Origin of the sequence: Streptomyces sp. NPDC059454 (assembly GCF_042749965.1) — a bacterium.
Lineage (GTDB): Bacteria > Actinomycetota > Actinomycetes > Streptomycetales > Streptomycetaceae > Streptomyces.
Map to the genome: position 1 here is coordinate 1 of NZ_JBHYVC010000069.1, position 15,165 is coordinate 15,165.

General features: G+C 73.5%; 16 protein-coding genes. 7 read left to right on the top strand and 9 right to left on the bottom strand.

Annotation, left to right across the window (positions count from 1 at the left end):
* Window positions 1-42 precede the first annotated feature (42 nt).
* The 4 genes from ACFXAE_RS31110 to ACFXAE_RS31125 all read right to left on the bottom strand — a co-directional run bounded on the left by ACFXAE_RS31110 (window position 43) and on the right by ACFXAE_RS31125 (window position 5,487).
* Window positions 43-531 (bottom strand): DUF5709 domain-containing protein, encoded by a 489-nt coding sequence (locus tag ACFXAE_RS31110; protein WP_384721267.1) that lies wholly within the window; start codon window positions 529-531, stop codon window positions 43-45.
* 205 nt (window positions 532-736) lie between these two features.
* The gene (locus tag ACFXAE_RS31115) at window positions 737-2,230 is read right to left on the bottom strand and encodes a hypothetical protein (RefSeq protein WP_384721270.1); all 1,494 of its coding nucleotides are present in this window, start codon (window positions 2,228-2,230) and stop codon (window positions 737-739) included.
* 168 nt (window positions 2,231-2,398) lie between these two features.
* Window positions 2,399-4,753 carry a glycoside hydrolase family 65 protein gene (locus ACFXAE_RS31120; protein WP_384721273.1) on the bottom strand — a complete coding sequence of 785 codons (2,355 nt, stop codon included), beginning with the start codon at window positions 4,751-4,753 and terminating at the stop codon, window positions 2,399-2,401.
* Window positions 4,750-5,487 (bottom strand): beta-phosphoglucomutase family hydrolase, encoded by a 738-nt coding sequence (locus ACFXAE_RS31125; RefSeq protein ID WP_384721276.1) that lies wholly within the window; start codon window positions 5,485-5,487, stop codon window positions 4,750-4,752. The genes ACFXAE_RS31120 and ACFXAE_RS31125 overlap by 4 nt, the downstream gene beginning before the upstream one ends.
* 93 nt (window positions 5,488-5,580) lie before the next feature.
* On the opposite strand from ACFXAE_RS31125, the gene ACFXAE_RS31130 reads away from it, so the two are divergent.
* On the top strand, window positions 5,581-6,243 hold the full coding sequence (locus tag ACFXAE_RS31130) for a nucleoside/nucleotide kinase family protein (RefSeq protein WP_384721279.1): 663 nt from the start codon (window positions 5,581-5,583) through the stop codon (window positions 6,241-6,243).
* Between the two features lie 16 nt (window positions 6,244-6,259).
* Entirely contained in the window at window positions 6,260-6,832 is a 573-nt protein-coding gene (locus ACFXAE_RS31135) for a GNAT family N-acetyltransferase (protein ID WP_384721282.1), read from the top strand.
* Between the two features lie 43 nt (window positions 6,833-6,875).
* Here the strand turns inward: ACFXAE_RS31135 and ACFXAE_RS31140 are convergent, their stop codons facing one another.
* Window positions 6,876-7,289: a DUF3662 domain-containing protein gene (locus tag ACFXAE_RS31140; RefSeq protein ID WP_384721285.1), complete on the bottom strand. Its 414-nt coding sequence runs from the start codon at window positions 7,287-7,289 to the stop codon at window positions 6,876-6,878.
* A gap of 48 nt (window positions 7,290-7,337) precedes the next feature.
* On the bottom strand, window positions 7,338-7,502 hold the full coding sequence (locus tag ACFXAE_RS31145) for a hypothetical protein (protein ID WP_384721288.1): 165 nt from the start codon (window positions 7,500-7,502) through the stop codon (window positions 7,338-7,340).
* A 171-nt stretch (window positions 7,503-7,673) separates the two neighbouring features.
* Between ACFXAE_RS31145 and ACFXAE_RS31150 the strand changes: the two genes are divergently transcribed.
* The 3 genes from ACFXAE_RS31150 (at window position 7,674) to ACFXAE_RS31160 (ending at window position 11,782) form a co-directional block, all read left to right on the top strand.
* The gene (locus ACFXAE_RS31150) at window positions 7,674-8,591 is read left to right on the top strand and encodes a MurR/RpiR family transcriptional regulator (protein ID WP_217134205.1); all 918 of its coding nucleotides are present in this window, start codon (window positions 7,674-7,676) and stop codon (window positions 8,589-8,591) included.
* Between the two features lie 292 nt (window positions 8,592-8,883).
* Window positions 8,884-9,258 (top strand): hypothetical protein, encoded by a 375-nt coding sequence (locus ACFXAE_RS31155; protein WP_384721291.1) that lies wholly within the window; start codon window positions 8,884-8,886, stop codon window positions 9,256-9,258.
* 133 nt (window positions 9,259-9,391) lie between these two features.
* Window positions 9,392-11,782 carry a SpoIIE family protein phosphatase gene (locus ACFXAE_RS31160; protein WP_384721294.1) on the top strand — a complete coding sequence of 797 codons (2,391 nt, stop codon included), beginning with the start codon at window positions 9,392-9,394 and terminating at the stop codon, window positions 11,780-11,782.
* Between the two features lie 7 nt (window positions 11,783-11,789).
* Here the strand turns inward: ACFXAE_RS31160 and ACFXAE_RS31165 are convergent, their stop codons facing one another.
* Both ACFXAE_RS31165 and ACFXAE_RS31170 read right to left on the bottom strand, forming a co-directional pair.
* Window positions 11,790-12,413 carry a peptidoglycan-binding protein gene (locus ACFXAE_RS31165; protein ID WP_384721297.1) on the bottom strand — a complete coding sequence of 208 codons (624 nt, stop codon included), beginning with the start codon at window positions 12,411-12,413 and terminating at the stop codon, window positions 11,790-11,792.
* 74 nt (window positions 12,414-12,487) lie between these two features.
* Window positions 12,488-13,318, bottom strand: a complete 831-nt coding sequence (locus tag ACFXAE_RS31170; RefSeq protein ID WP_384721300.1) for a hypothetical protein — start codon at window positions 13,316-13,318, stop codon at window positions 12,488-12,490.
* 127 nt (window positions 13,319-13,445) lie between these two features.
* Between ACFXAE_RS31170 and ACFXAE_RS31175 the strand changes: the two genes are divergently transcribed.
* Together ACFXAE_RS31175 and ACFXAE_RS31180 are read left to right on the top strand one after the other, a co-directional pair.
* Entirely contained in the window at window positions 13,446-14,168 is a 723-nt protein-coding gene (locus ACFXAE_RS31175) for a TetR family transcriptional regulator (RefSeq protein WP_384721303.1), read from the top strand.
* A gap of 162 nt (window positions 14,169-14,330) precedes the next feature.
* Window positions 14,331-14,747, top strand: a complete 417-nt coding sequence (locus tag ACFXAE_RS31180) for a Zn-ribbon domain-containing OB-fold protein (protein WP_384721306.1) — start codon at window positions 14,331-14,333, stop codon at window positions 14,745-14,747.
* Window positions 14,748-14,777: 30 nt separating this feature from the next.
* Here the strand turns inward: ACFXAE_RS31180 and ACFXAE_RS31185 are convergent, their stop codons facing one another.
* Window positions 14,778-15,158, bottom strand: coding sequence for a PPOX class F420-dependent oxidoreductase (locus ACFXAE_RS31185; RefSeq protein ID WP_384721309.1), 381 nt, complete (start codon window positions 15,156-15,158; stop codon window positions 14,778-14,780).
* Window positions 15,159-15,165: the final 7 nt, after the last annotated feature.

Below are 15,165 nucleotides of genomic sequence, written 5' to 3' on the forward strand. Positions count from 1 at the left end.
GTGCGAGCGTGCACCGGGCCGGCGGCGCCGTGCCGGGGTCAGTCAGGTTCCGTCCCGGTCCTCCGGGAGCGCCGTCCCGTCCTCCACGACGTGCATGGCGGCCTCCTCCGCGCCGGCCGCTCCCGCGTCGATGCCGACGTCCTCGGCGACGGACTCCTTCGTGGTGTCGGTGCGGGCGCCCTCGTCCGGGGCGACCAGGCGTCCGGCACGGGCGGTGCCCGCCTCCGGGTCGACCGGCTCGCCCTCGCCGCCGGGGAGGTCGCCCACCTCGTCCCCGGCGGGCGCGGACGCGTCCGGCACCTCCTGGGCCAGCCGCTGGTCGAGGGTCTCCCCGTCGTGCTGCTCCGAGGCCGTGGTGCCGTACTTGGTCACACCGAGCGGTTTCTCCGGCGGGGAGTAGCCCTCGTCGAGGGTGTCGTCGTAGGTCCGCTCGTCGAGGGCGTCCTGCATGTCGAGCGGCGCGGCGTCCTCCTGCTCCTCATTGCTCCCGGTGGGCTGGTACGCGTCGTCCCCCATCGGCTCGGTGCCCATGGCTTCCTCCCTGTCACGCTGCGTCGGCTCGTTCGTCCGCGGTGTCAGATCCGCGTTTCCCGTCACGCGATCCCTAACCCAGTGCGCCCGGTGGCGGGGAGCATCCCGCGGCCGCCCCGAGACTTCCGGCTCTCGTGCCCTCACGCGGGCTCCGCCGGACTTCCCCCGCGTCGTCCGTCACCCCTGCGGGCGCGCGGGCAGCCCGTCACCCGCGGGAACCCTCCGGCCCGGGCGCCGGGGCGACACGGGCCTCCAGATCGCCGAGCCGGTGGACGGGCCAGGGGCGGGCGTACCGGGGCGGCGTGCCGCCGGGCCCGGTGAGGGTGGCGACCGGGACGCGGTCCGCGGTCCGCAGGATCTCCCCGGCCGTGGTGTTCTCGTTGTTCCCGGCGGTCGAGCCGGAGGAGCAGCCGGTGTAGTAGCCGATGGGGATCGCCTCGTGGCCGGTGATCAGACAGGGCGGGCGGACACCGAGCCGGTGCAGCTCCTCGGCCGTGCGGGCCCAGTCCCGGCGGCTGTCGACGTTGCGGTCCACGGTGTGCACGAGGACGGTCAGCTGCACCGCGAGATGACCGGCCAGCCCGAGTGCGACCAGGGTGGTGGCAGCCGGCCGCCACTTTCCGCGCGGTGCCGTGACCAGGTGCCACAGCGCGTCGGCGACCGGAATCGCGAGCAGGGCGTAGGCGGGCTGGAGGAAGCGGGGGGCCGCGTACTCGATCATGAACAGGTACGGCAGGCCGGCGGTCGTGGCACAGGCCAGCGGCACCACGGTGCGCAGGGCGCGGCGGGCCCGTACGGCGACGATCAGTCCGAGGACGGCGAGCAGCGGCAGGACGAACCACCACAGGGTGATCACCGGGTGGGGCATCGAGCCCGTGCACGGACGGCACAGGGCGCGTCCGCCCAGGCTGCGCAGCTGGTCGTCGACGGCGATGTTCAGACCGAGCCCGCCCTGGACGCGGGAGGCCTCGGCGAGCCGCTCCCGCAGGCCGCCGAACGCGGTGTACGCCTCGACCACCCAGGGGACCGCTCCCGCCAGCAGACCGCCGGCGAGGGCGAGCAGTGACCGCCCGTGCCGGCCGGCCAGGGCGAGGAGGAGGAGCGGGACCGTCACCCAGACGGCGTCGGTGGGCCGCATCCAGGCCATGAGCGCGGACCCCGCCACGACTCCCCACAGGGGGCCGCCGGACGAGGGGTCCGCGCGGTGGCGCAGGAAGCAGCCGACCGCGGTCAGCGCGCCGATGGCGACCCAGTAGTTGGGCATGGCCTGGGGACCGTAGAAGAGCGTCATCCACAGGGAGGCGAAGAAGGCGCCGGCGGTGACCAGGACCCGGGTGGGGAACAGGCCGCGCCAGGAGCGCAGGGCCAGGAAGAGGGCGAGGCCGGAGAGGAGGGCGAGGTAGACGCGCAGCAGCGCCGTGGAATCGGACCAGGACGCGACGGGCGCCACCAGTAAGGACACCCCGCGGGAGCGGGGGGCGCTGAAGAAGGCGGCCGGGTGGTGGGAGGTGACCTGGCTGATGTAGACGATCTCGTCCCAGCCGAGGCCCAGCACGGGGCGGACCAGGGCGAGTTGGGCGAGGGCGAAGACGGCGGCGAGCACCGCGAGCGGGCGGGTGCCGCCGCGCCGTGAGGGGCCCGGCCCGGCCCGCTGCTCGCGCCGTGTGCCGGTGAGAAGGGCACCGGTGCCGTCGGTCATCGTCCGTCCCTCATTCCCGCGCGTCATCGGGTCCCGGGTTCCACGGGCCCTGCGCTCTGAAGGACGGGCTCCAGGAGACCTGCGTTCCGGAGATCACCGACAACCTAACCCGCGTGCGGCGGGCCCGCAGGGCGGGATACGGCCACCCGTCCCGGGGCCCGCCGCCGGTCAGCGCGGGTGCGGGCCCCGGTGCGGGGGCTGCTCGGGCGCCGGGCGGGGCCGGGGCGGCAGGACGGGACGCTCGGCGGGGGCGCCCTCGCGCACGGTCAGCTCGGTGCCGTGGTGACGGATGGTCAGCGGTGGTCCGGACCGGAGCGTGTACGTGGCCCGGTCCGCGGTGACCTCCACGCGCAGGCACCGGCCGAGGAACCGCAGGGTGAAGGCCAGGCGGCGCAGCCTCGACGGCAGCCGGGGGGTGAACCGGAGGCTGCCGTCGTCCCAGCGCATGCCGCCGAACCCGGCGACCAGCGCCGTCCAGGTGCCGGCCAGGGAGGCGATGTGCAGTCCGTCCCGGGTGTTGTGCTCCAGGTCCGCGAGGTCCATCAGGGCGGCCTCCGCGGTGTAGGCGTGGGCCAGGTCCAGGTGGCCGGTGCGGGCGGCGAGGACGGCCTGGACGCAGGCCGACAGCGAGGAGTCCCGTACGGTCAGCGGCTCGTAGTAGGCGAAGTTGCGGGCGATCTGCTCCTCGTCGAAGACCTCCTCGAAGTAGGCGGCGCAGGTGTGCATCGCCAGCACCAGGTCCGCCTGCTTGATCACCTGTTTGCGGTAGAGGTCGAAGTAGGGGAAGTGCAGCATCAGCGGGTACTGGTCGGCGCGGGTGCCGGCGAAGTCCCAGCGCTGGTAGCGGGTGAAGCCCGCGTGCTGTTCGTGCACGCCGAGTTCGTCGTTGTAGGGGACGTGCACGGCTTCGGCGGCGTCCCGCCAGCCGGCGCTCTCCTCCTCGTCGACGCCGAGGGCCGCCGCGGCGTCGGGGTGGCGTTTGCAGGCGTCGGCGGCGGCCAGCAGGTTCGCCCGGGCCATCAGGTTGGTGTACGTGTTGTCGTCGGCGACGGCGCTGTACTCGTCCGGTCCGGTGACGCCGTCGATGTGGAAGACTCCCCGGTCGTCGTGGTGGCCGAGGGAGCGCCAGAGGCGGGCGGTCTCCACCAGCAGTTCCACACCGGTGTCGCGTTCGAAGCGCTCGTCACCGGTGGCCTGGACGTACCGCACCACGGCGTCGGCTATGCCGGCGTTGACGTGGAAGGCGGCGGTGCCGGCCGGCCAGTAGGCGGAGCCCTCCGAGCCCTCGATGGTGCGCCAGGGGAACGCGGCCCCGCGCAGGCCGAGTTGGGTGGCGCGCTCGCGGGCGTCCGGGAGGGTGCTCTGCCGCCAGCGCAGCGCCTCGGCGGCGGCGTCCGGCACGGTGCAGATCAGCAGGGGCAGCACGAACACCTCGGTGTCCCAGAAGGCGTGACCGTCGTAGCCGGAGCCGGTCAGGCCCTTGGCTGGTATCGCGCGCCGTTCGGCGCGGGCCCCTGCCTGCAGCACGTGGAAGAGGGCGAAGCGGACGGCCTGCTGGATCTCCTCGTCGCCGTCGACCTCGACGTCGGCGCGGGCCCAGAAGTCGTCGAGGTAGGCGCGCTGTTCGTCGAGGAGGCCCTGCCAGCCGCTGTGCGCGGCGGCCGCCAGCGCCGCCTCCACCTGGTCGCTCATCGCGGGCCGGGAACGGGCGCCGGACCAGCCGTGCGCGACCAGCTTCTCCACCCGCAGCCGCTGTCCCGGCTCCAGGACGGAGGTCACGGTCAGCCGGGCCACGTCCTCGTTGCTCTCGCAGCCGGTGGTGGTGCTTTCGGGGCCGTCGACGACGTGGTCTGCGGCCACGGCGACCCGCAGGCCGCTGCGCCGGGTGCGGTGCACCAGGCGCAGCCGGTGGTCCTCGGCGAAGGCCTCCTCGGGTTCCAGGGGGGACTTCAGGGCGCGGGCGGCGCGCGGGTCGCCGTCCGGTCCGGGCAGGCTCTCGTTGGCGACCAGTTCGGACTGCACCACGACACGGGTGCGGCTGTCGACGGGCTCGACCTCGTAGGCGACGGCGGCGACGGCCCGCTGGGTGAGGGAGACCAGCCGGGTGGAGCGCACCCGGACCGTGGAGCCGGCCGGGGAGGTCCATTCGCAGACCCGCTCGAGGACGCCCCGGCGCAGGTCCAGGGTCCGCTCGTGACTGACGAGCCGCCCGTAGCGCAGGTCGAACGGTTCGTCGTCGACCAGCAGCCGGATCACCTTGCCGTTGGTGACGTCGATGACCGTCTGGCCGGACTCCGGGTAGCCGTAACCGGCTTCGGCGTAGGGCAGCGGATGCAGTTCGTGGACGCCGTTGAGGTAGGAGCCGGGCAGGCCGTGCGGTTCGCCCTCGTCGAGGTTGCCGCGCCAGCCGACATGGCCGTTGGACAGGGCGAACACCGACTCGCTCTGCGCCAGGACGCCCAGGTCCAGGCTGCGTTCGCGCACGGTCCACGGCTCGACGGCATACGCCCGCTGTGTGATCACTTGTCACCTCCGAGGTGGGCCAGGTCCGTCACGACCCGGTCGGCGCCGTGCGCGTACAGCGCGTCGGTCTGACCTACCCGGTCCACTCCGACGACGTATCCGAAGTGCCCGGCGCGGCCCGCGTCCATGCCGGCCAGCGCGTCCTCGAACACGGCGGCCCGGGACGGCTCCACGCCGAGGTCCCGGGCGGCGGCGAGGAAGGTGTCGGGCTTCGGCTTCCCGGGCAGCCCGCGCTCGGCGGCGACCACGCCGTCGACGCGGACGTCGAAGAGGTCCTCGGCACCGATCGACCGCAGGACGTCACGGCAGTTGGCGCTGGAGGAGACGATCGCGGTGCGCAGTCCGCGGGCGCGGACGGCGGCGAGGTAGCGCAGGGTGCTGTCGTAGGCCTCCACGCCGTCGGTGCGGATCTTCGCCAGCAGCAGTTCGTTCTTGCGGTTGCCGAGGCCGTGCACGGTGCGGGCGTCGGGCGTGTCACCGGGTCCGCCCTCGGGCAGTCGGATGTCGCGGGAGGCGAGGAAGGTGCGGACGCCGTCGGCGCGCGGGCGGCCGTCGACGTACTCGTCGTAGTCGGCGTCGGTGAAGGGCCGGAAGTCGTCACCGTCCCGTTCCCGGAGAAAGGCGTCGAACATCTCCCTCCAGGCGGCCGCGTGGACGACGGCCGTCTTGGTGACGACGCCGTCGAGGTCGAAGAGACAGGCGAGGATGTCATCGGGCAGACCCAGATCCGTCATAGGGGACACCGTTCCCCGTACGGCGCCGAACAGTGAGTGGCGCGGACCACATGGCGGCAGGACGCCTGCTTCTCCGGTGACACACTCTCCTGTGTGGCACCGACCTTCGACGACCTCCTCCGCCGTGCCCGTGCCCTCCCGCAAGGCGGCCGGCGCGCGATCCTCGGCATCGCCGGCAGTCCGGGCGCGGGCAAGTCCACGCTCGCGGAGCGGCTGGTGCGGGAGCTGAACGGCACCGGGGAACCGTGGGTCGCGCATGTGCCGATGGACGGCTTCCATCTCGCCGACGCCGAACTCGAACGCCTCGGCCGCCGCGACCGCAAGGGCGCCCCGGACACCTTCGACGCGGCCGGGTACGCGGCGCTGCTGCGGCGGCTGCGCGAGGAGGCGTACGACGACGTCGTGTACGCGCCCGGCTTCGAGCGGGTGCTGGAGCAGCCGGTCGCGGGCGCGCTCCCGGTACCGCCGACGGCCCGGCTGGTGGTGACGGAGGGCAACTACCTGCTGCTGGACACCGGTGCGTGGGCGCGGGTCCGGCCGCTCCTCGACGAGGTGTGGTTCTGCGTCCTGGACGAGGAGGAGCGGCTGCGGCGGCTGATCGCCCGGCACGAGGAGTTCGGCAAGAGCCACGAGGAGGCGGTGGCGTGGGCCGAGCGCAGCGACCGGCGCAACGCCGAGCTGGTGGCGTCGACGCGGGACAGGGCCGACCTGGTGGTCCGCCGGCCGGAACCGGCTGGACGGGATGCGGCCCGGTGACGCAGGCTCTCCTCCCGTGATCAGAGAAGCCACCGTGCACGACGTCCCCGAGATCCGCGCGTTGATCCGCGAACTCGCCGCCTACGAGAAGGCCGCCGGTCAGGCCCGCGCCACGGAGGAACAGCTCCGCGCGGCCCTGTTCGGCGAGCACCCCGCCGCGTCCGTCCTGATCGCCGAGGACGACGACACCGGCGGCGTCGCGGGGTTCGCGCTGTGGTTCCCGCGCTTCTCGACCTGGACCGGCACGCGCGGGATGCATCTGGAGGACCTCTACGTCCGCCCGCACACCCGGGGTGCCGGACACGGCAAGGCGCTGCTGGCCGCCCTCGCGTCGATCTGCCGGGAGAACGGTTTCGAGCGGTTCGAGTGGGTGGTGCTCGACTGGAACGAAACGGCGATCGCGTTCTACGAGTCGCTCGGCGCGGAGCTGCTGGAGGAGTGGACGGTGTGCCGGCTGACCGGTGGCCCGCTGGAGGAGCTCGCCGCGCGGGCGGTTCCGCCCGTGGGCAAAGGGCCGGTGCGGGAGCAGCGGTCCATGAGAGGTCCTGGGGCGGCGGGCGGACGCGGTCCGGTCCGTCGGTGCCGATGACCGGACCGCGTCGGATCGCGCGGGCCGGCGCCGGCCCGTGCCGTCAGCCGCGCGTCGGCTGCCCCACGCGCTGGAAGGCGTCGGCGCTCACATGCGGCATCACGCTGCTCGCCACGCGGAAGCGGCCGTTGGGGACCTCGGCGGACCGGCGGACGTGCACGGTGAGCGGGCCCGCCCATTCGTAGCCGTGGCGCGCGGCGTGCCGGGCCAGCCGGTCGGTGAGCGCCTGTCCCACGCGGCTGCCGCGGCGGGTCAGTTCCTCGTGCACGGGTTCGGCGAGTTCCACGTCGTAGGCGTTGGGGACCATCACCCGGCCCGCCCGGCACACCACGGCGTGGCTGTCGCACTCGCGCCGCAGGGCGTCGACGAGTTCGACCGGCTCCCGGTCGAACAGCCGCGCCCACAGCGCTTCCCATCGGTTCTCCAAGGCGTCTTCCAGTGCGCTCAGGGCGCTCATGCTTTCACCTGCTTGAGATGTGGTCGAGGGCGGGGGACGGCAAGTGGTCTAGCGTTCCTGGAAGTCGTCGGGCCCGATCTCGGCCTCCTCCAGTGCCTCGCGCATCGTGCGGCCGGTGCCGCCCTGATCGCGCGTCTCCTTGTCGTCCTGCCGCCGCTCCGCGGTGTCGTCGGTGTCCCGGGTCTTCGGCCGGTTCTCCTCGGGGACGGTCATGTCCGGTGGCTCCTGGTGTGTCAGGGGGTTTCTGCTTCGCTGTGTCGGCGGGTTCCCGCCGGAGGCGCGGATATCCCCGGTGGAGCGGTCCGGTGTGCTCCGGCGAGCGGCCTGGTCATCACGGTGGGTGGGCTATGTTGAACCCTCGTGGGAGACGAAGGAGGCGCACCGGTGCGATCGCCGCAGCAGGCACGCGCACAGGCATCCGCGATCACCTCGGGGAAGGCGGGCCAGGACCCGGAGGTTTCCCCGACGGCCCAGCTCCGCACGCTGTTCGACCGGCCCCGGCTCTCCCCCGGCCAGCGGCGCATCGCCCAGTACCTGATCGAGCACATCGCCGAGGCGGCGTTCCTGTCGATCACGGATCTCGCGGACCGGGCCGGGGTGAGCCAGCCCTCGGTGACCCGGTTCGCCTCGGCGGTCGGCTTCAGCGGTTACCCCGCGCTGCGGGAGAAGCTCCAGTCGATCACGCTCGGCACCCGCTCCGCCGGCCCCGCCGAGGAGTTCCGGGGCAACGAGCTGCAGGCGGCGGTGGACGCCGAGATCGAGAACCTGGAGAACCTGCGGCGGGACTTCGCCGACGCCGACCGGTTCATCGAGGTCGGCCGCCGGCTGTCCGCGTCCACTCCGCTCACCGTCCTCGGGCTGCGCATCTCCGTCTCCCTGGCCGAGTACTTCGCCTACGCCGCCCGCCGTGTCCACCCGGACGTACGGCTCGTGACGCTGGGCGGCAGCGTCGCCTACGACGCGCTGCTGCAGTCGCGGGAAGCGGGCGGCACCTGGGTGCTGGCGTTCTCCATGCCGCGGCACGCCCAGGAGACCCTGACCGCGGTGCGGGTCGCCCGCAGCGCCGGGCTGAAGGTCGCGCTGATCACCGATCTGGCGCTGGGCCCGATCGTGGACGAGGCCGACGTCACCTTCGCCACCGGCACCGGGTCACGGCTGGTGTTCGACTCCTACGCCGCCCCGGGCGTGATGTGCGCGGCGCTGCTGCAGGCCATGACGGACGCGGATCCGGAGCGGACGCAGGCCCGGCTCGACGAGTACGAGCACGTCGCCGACGAACACCAGTTCTTCCTCAGGGACTGACCCCGCCGGGGGCACCTCACGGGAAACGCCCACATCAAAGCGCGCATGAATGTTTTCATACGTCTTGCAAACCAGATGGCATATATAAATACTGCTCACGGATCACGGCCCGGCCGCTCAGCACCGGGCGCCTGCACGAACACCCGAAGCCGTCGGCTCCTGCCCGCTCCGGCGGCCGGGGTGTTCGGCCGGGCATCCCCTGCCCGGCCACTCGTGGCGGCCCCGGTCATCCCCTAGGCCGGGGCCGCCCCACTCCGTCGTCCACCCGCACGACGCCGTACACCCGGAAGCGATGATCATGCCCTTGACGACCACGCGACTCGGTCCCGACTGGCCCTGTCAGGTCAAGACCCCCGGCAGCTACGACTGGGAACGCTCGGCGGCCAAGTGGCTGCGCGAGCTGGTGCCCGCGCGCTACGCGAGCTACCCGGCGTTCGTCCGGCACCCCGTCCTGCTGGCCCGGCACGCCCAGATCCAGGTCGAGCACGAGATCCGGGTGGCCCGCACCGCCCTGCAGACCGCCCGGGCCGACCTGCCCCAGGCAGGACTGCGCGAAGGGGTCATCGAGCACACGATCAAGCTCTACGCGGCCGAGGTCACACAGCTCCAGCACATCGCCCGCAGCGTACGGGCGGTCACCCGGGCCCTGGCCGAATCCGGCCGCTGACCGCGCTCCCCGCCGGGCGCACACGTCACAACCCCTGGTCCGGGCCGCACAACCCCTGGCCCGGGCCGCCCGCGGATCCCGGGCGAACAAGCCGGTCAACGAACCCGGAGACGTGTGCGATGCTCGTCGCGTGATGAGGGAACCTGTTGTCCCGGTGGAGCCCGGAACCACGCCCGACCTGGTGGAACTGGCCAGGGTCGTCGCCCGGCAGCGCGCCGAGATGGACCGGCTGCGCGAGCAGGTCGCGACATCGGCCGTCGTGGAGCGGGCCAAGGGCGCCGTGATGGCGCTGAGCGGGTGCTCCGCCGACGCCGCCGGCGAGACCCTGCTCCAGCGTGCCAAGGCGGCCCGCCGCACCCTGCTGGAGGAGTGCTGGATCGTCCTGGGGGAACTGGCGCCCGCCCGGTCCGGTGAGCCGTCCGCACGGCCGGCCGAGGACACCGGGGACGCGACGGCCGGCCTCCCCGGGGCCGACCCGACGGCGCCCTCGGTTCCCGACGACGTCGCCGACGCCCTGAGCCGCCTCGCCCGGGCCCTCGTGCACACCGGCACCCCCCAGGAGCTGGCCCGGTGCCTGCTGGAACACCTCGGGCGGGACCTGGCCGCGGACTCGGTCATGATCTACGCCCGCCGGACCGGCGGGCTCGAACTGGTCGGGCACGCCGGTATCGACGAACGGCTGGCCGCCCGGTGGCGTCAGGTGCCCCCCTTCAGCGGGGTGGCCGTACTGGACGCCCTCGAGTCCGGTGAGCCTCTCTGGCTGGAGGACTTCGCCGAGGACAGCACGCGGTACCTGCTGATCGGCGACCCGCCCGAGCGATGGCGCTCGCGCGCCTGGCTGCCGCTGCCCGGCGGGGAGGGCCCCGAGATCTGCGTCGGTGTGCTGCGCGGGCGCTCCGGCCCCTTCACCCCGCGCGACCGCGCCCATCTGCGCGGAGTGGTCCGGCTCTGCGCCGGCCGGCTGCGTACGTTCACCGCCCCGTCCGAACCCGCGGCCGACCCCCTCCCGGACGCCGTACGGGCGCTCTTCGCGGCGCTGCCGGTCCCGGCGATGCTGCTGACCCCGCTGCGTGGCCCGTCCGGCGGGACCGAGGACTTCCGCGTCGACGCCGTGACGGCGCAGGCGGCCGATGTCCTGGGCGGCACCGGGGGTGATCCGGCCGGACGACGGCTGCGGGAGGTGCGGCCCGACCTCGCGGACACACCGGTGTGGCAGGGCTTCCTGGACACCCTGGCCGGCGGGGGGACGTACGAGAGCGAGCCGTTCGCCCACCAGGAGGTCGTGGACGGCGTCACCGAGCTGGCCACGTACTCCGTACGGGTGACTCGGCCGGTGGACGCGCTGGTCGTCACCTGGGTCCGGCACGCCTCCTCCGACCGGCAGGAGCAGCGGCTCGCCGACCTGCAGCGGCTGGGCAACCTCGGCTGGGCCAACTGGAACCTGACCACGTCCGAGGCCTCCTGGTCGTCGCAGGTCTTCGCGATCCTCGGCCGGGACCCGGCGGACGGGCCCGTCCGGCTCGCCGGCCTCCCCGGCCTCGCGGTGCCCGAGGACCGGTCCGCGCTGAGCAGCGCCGTCGACGCCCTGATACACGAAGGGCTGCCGTCGGACACCCCGTTCCGGGTCCGCGGCGCGCGCGGGGTCCGGCATCTGCGGCTCGCCGCGGAGGCGGTGGCCGACCTGCACGGCACGCCCGTCGAGGTGCACGGCTTCGTGCAGGACCTGACCGCACGGCGGCGGGCCGAGCTCGCCCTGGTGGAGACCGAGCGGGCCATCCTCACCCAGCACGACGTGCTCCAGGCCGAACGGTCCCTGGTCGCCCGGCTGCAGAACGCCCTGCTGCCGCTGCCCGAAGGGGCGGTCGACCTGGCCGGGCTGCGCGTCGAGGTCGCCTACCTTCCGGCCCAGGCCGGCATACACGTCGGCGGCGACTGGTTCAGTGCCATCGAACTGCCCGACGGCGACGCCCTGTTCGTCGTCGGCGATGTCGCCGGGCACGGGATCGGCGCCGTGGCCACCATGGCCCAGCTGCGGTTCACCGCCAAGGGCATGGTCATCACCGGGTCCTCGCTGACCGGCGCGCTCGCCCGGCTCAACACCCTGCTGCTGCACTCCCGGGACAGCCACGGCACCGCGACCATGGTGCTGGCCCGCTACCGGCCGGCGCAGCGGCGCCTGGTCTGGGCCCAGGCGGGACACACCCCTCCCCTGCTGCTGCGCGACGGCGAGGCGACGTACCTGCGCCGGCCCAGGGGCATGCTGCTCGGCGGTGCCGCCGGGCCGCATTTCGAGGAGGCCGAGTGCCGCCTCGAACCCGGCGACCGGGTGCTGCTCTACACGGACGGCCTGGTGGAGCGGCCCCCGGAGAACATCGACGTGGGCCTCGGGCGTCTCGCCGCGGCCGTGGCGGCCCACCCCGGTGACGAGAGCGGGTCCCTGGGGACGCTGCTGGAGGCGATGCTGGAGGACGAACGCCGCGACGACGTGTGCGTGCTGGACATCCGGGTGCCGAAGGATCGGTAGCCACCGGTCAGCCGTCCGGCCGGCCGGTGCGGGACTCCAGCACGAGGCGGGTGTCGTCGCCGTAGACGCCGGTCTCGTCGCCCCGGATGCCGTACCAGAGCTGGAAGCGGGCGACGGCGGCGGAGAGGGTGGCGTCGTAGCGGCCGTCGGTGGTGCCGGGCCGGTAGACGTCCGGGATGCGCAGCAGGCGCTCCTGGAGTTCGGTCACCTCGGGGCCCGAGTCGCCCTCGCGGAGGAAGCCCGGCTCGGCGGGGGCGGGCGGGGCCGGGGGGACGGGGGCGGCCGTGGACGGACGCGGGTCGGGTGCCGCGCGGTCGCCGGCGTCGTGTTCCGTGAGCAGGAGCGCGCCGCCGAAGCCCGCCACCGCGGCGGCGGCCACGGCCAGCACCAGGGCCGTGCGGCGGATCCCGGAGGTGTGCCGGGCCGCGGGTACGGGCGGGATTTCCTGTGTCCGGTCCTCGGATCCGGCGGGCGGCCGGGGCAGCGGCACCGACTCGTACCCGCCCCGCTCCTCCCGCTCGAACTCCCGGAACAGCTCCGCGAGTGCGTCGGTGCGGCGCGGACGCAGGACGTGGACGGGTTCGAGGGGCGGCCCGTCGTCCGGCCGCCCCGGTTCGGACGGTGTCGTCACGTCGCTCTCCTTCCGTGCCGCGCGGGGAGTTGAGCCGCCTGCGCAGAGGGATACGTGACGAAGGGGCCGCGGGTTCAGCCGACGTGCAGGAAGCGGCGCAGGGATGCCGTCATGGCGGACACGAACGCCTCCCGGCCGGCGTCGTCGAGGGCGTCGAGGGACAGATAGGGATTGAGGTCCTCCAGTTCGACCAGCAGCAGTTCGCCGTCCGGCGCGCGGCAGGCGTCGACGCGCTGGATGCCGTGGTCGAGGGTGTTCCAGTCGATGAAGCCCCGGGCGAAGCCCAGGTCGTCCCGGGTGGGTTCGTACGGCTCCAGCTGCCAGCGGCGCTCGGTGTGCGGGGCGTGGAGGGCGTACTGGAAGTCGTGGTCGACGAAGTAGAAGGAGACCTCGTAGGCGAAGTCGATGTGCGGTTGCACCAGGACGTCCCCGTCGGCGTGACCGCGCACCTCGTCCGCGGGGACGACGCGCAGGCCTATGGAGTCGGCGCCGAGCCTGGGCTTGACCACGTACCGCTGCGCCTCGGGCAGCCGGTGCAGGTCCTCCGGCCGGTCGACGGTGGGGATCACCGGGCGGCCGGCGGCGGTCAGGTCGAGCAGGTACTGCTTGCCGGCCATGTCGCCCCGGCCGGTGAGCGGGTTGTAGACCGGTGTGCCGGTCGCGGTGGCGCGCTCGCGGAAGGCGTCGTAGGCGTCCTGGTACGCCAGTACGGGACCGCTGTTGCGGACCACGACGGCGTCGAAGCCGTCCATCAGGGCGACGGCGTCCCGCGGGTGGCACAGGGCCAGGTCGAGGTGTTCGCGCAGCCGGGAGGTGAGGAAGACGTCCTCGTCGCCGTAGCGGCGTCCGCGGGCCGGGTAGGCCAGGTCGGTGACGTACAGGACGCGGGGACGGGCGGGCGGCATACGGGCTCCTCGAGGACGGGGTGACCCGATCATAGGAACGACCTGGGCGTACTGCCCCGGCGGTACTGGGTTCCGTCCCGGCATGCACCGAGTGCCACCAGCGGCTCCCCGGTGCTACGTTCCGTGCATGAGCTCCAGCAGTGCGGCTCCCGGCCGCGGGGACAGGGCCGAGAAGCCGCCGATGCGGGACGCCCTGGTCACGGCGGCGTTCCGGCTGTTCCTGGAGCGGGGCTACGAACAGACCACGGTCGACGACATCGTGGCACTCGCCGGGGTGGGCCGCAGGTCCTTCTTCCGCTACTTCCCGTCCAAGGAGGACGTGGTCTTCCCCGACCACGAGCGGTGCCTGGCCGACATGACGGCCTTCCTGGCCGAGGGCTCCGGTGACGACGATCCGGTGCGCAGGGTCTGCGACGCGGCCCGGCTGGTGCTGCTGATGTACGCCGAGAACCCGGCGTTCTCCGTGCAGCGCTACCGCCTCACCAAGAGCGTGCCCGGACTGCGGGCGTACGAGCTGTCCGTGGTCTGGCGGTACGAGCGGGCGCTGGCCGGATATCTGCGGGCGCGCTTCGCCGGTCTGCGCGACGGCGTCCTGCGGGCCGATGTGATCGCGGCGGCGGTGGTCGCCGCGCACAACAACGCGCTGCGCTCCTGGCTGCGTTCGGACGGGATGGGGGACGCGGAGGCCGCGGTGGACCATGCGCTGGGACATGTGCGGGCCGCGTTCGGTGCCTGTCCCGTCGCCACGGCGGGCGAGGGGCCCGAGGACGTGGTGGTGGTCGTCTCGCGGCGCGGGGCACCGCTGTGGCGGGTGGTGCAGGAACTGGAGACCGCGCTCGGCCGCGGGTGACCCGGCGCGGACGTCCACTCCCCTATGAGGGTACGGAGTGCCTTTACGAGTGGCACTGAGTGCCATACTCTGTGGCTGTGCGCGGTGGCAGGACGCACCGGCACGCGCGTGCCGGGTGACCGCGCACGCGGGATTCCGGCCGAGTGCAGGGAGTTGACCAGCGTGTACCACCACTCAGGAAGCGTCGCTCAGCAGGCAGCCGGCTCCGCGGCGGGCGTCCTCGATCCCCAGGGCGAGAGCCGCGCGGAGGCCATGCTCTTCCAGCGCTGCACCTGGTGCGGCACCGCCATGTACCACCGGCTGCTCTGCCCGGTCTGCCAGGGCAGCGACCTGCGCACGGAGCGCAGCGGGGGCGTCGGGACGGTCCGCCATTCCACGGTGCTGCACCGCAACACCCCGATGGCCCGCAATGCGTCCCTGATCGAGATGGCCGAGGGGTTCGTGGTACGCGGCCGGGTCATGGGTCCGCCCATCGGCATCCACAGCGGCGACCGGGTACGGCTGTCGACGGCCCAGGACCCGGTGCGGGGCGAACCGGTCTTCCAGCTGGTGGACGAGCCGTTCCGAGCCTGGACCTGACGGACCGCCGGACGCGGTCCGGCACGCGGCTCAGAGGGTGATGCGGATCCCGACCGTGCCGTTCGGTCCCCGGCGAAGACGGCTGCCCAGGAGGGTCAGCCGTCCCAGGAGGCCGTACTTGCGGGCGAGCAGCTTCCGGTAGCGGGCGGTGGTGGCCGGGTCGCAGATCTCCGCCGTGGCGGGGACCTGGTCACCGGTCGGGTTGCCGCGTACGTCGCAGGGGCCGACGAGGACGTCGCGGCGGGCGCGGATCCGCTTCACCTTCCACGAGTCGGCGACGGTCCACACCCCGAGCGCGTCACCGTCCCGCACCACCCACACCGGCGTGGCGACGGGCGTGCCGTTCTTGCGGTAGCTGGTGACCAACAGGTACTTCCCCGCCCCCAGCCGGTCCCTCGACGCGTCGTCCATACGGGGA

Bases quoted from the DNA above. Each gene is read 5' to 3' on its own strand.
- ACFXAE_RS31110 (WP_384721267.1), bottom strand. From the start codon at position 531: ATGGGCACCGAGCCGATGGGGGACGACGCGTACCAGCCCACCGGGAGC.
- ACFXAE_RS31115 (WP_384721270.1), bottom strand. From the start codon at position 2,230: ATGACCGACGGCACCGGTGCCCTTCTCACCGGCACACGGCGCGAGCAG.
- ACFXAE_RS31125 (WP_384721276.1), bottom strand. From the start codon at position 5,487: ATGACGGATCTGGGTCTGCCCGATGACATCCTCGCCTGTCTCTTCGAC.
- ACFXAE_RS31140 (WP_384721285.1), bottom strand. From the start codon at position 7,289: ATGAGCGCCCTGAGCGCACTGGAAGACGCCTTGGAGAACCGATGGGAA.
- ACFXAE_RS31145 (WP_384721288.1), bottom strand. From the start codon at position 7,502: ATGACCGTCCCCGAGGAGAACCGGCCGAAGACCCGGGACACCGACGAC.
- ACFXAE_RS31155 (WP_384721291.1), top strand. From the start codon at position 8,884: ATGATCATGCCCTTGACGACCACGCGACTCGGTCCCGACTGGCCCTGT.
- ACFXAE_RS31160 (WP_384721294.1), top strand. From the start codon at position 9,392: ATGAGGGAACCTGTTGTCCCGGTGGAGCCCGGAACCACGCCCGACCTG.
- ACFXAE_RS31170 (WP_384721300.1), bottom strand. From the start codon at position 13,318: ATGCCGCCCGCCCGTCCCCGCGTCCTGTACGTCACCGACCTGGCCTAC.
- ACFXAE_RS31175 (WP_384721303.1), top strand. From the start codon at position 13,446: ATGAGCTCCAGCAGTGCGGCTCCCGGCCGCGGGGACAGGGCCGAGAAG.
- ACFXAE_RS31185 (WP_384721309.1), bottom strand. From the start codon at position 15,158: ATGGACGACGCGTCGAGGGACCGGCTGGGGGCGGGGAAGTACCTGTTG.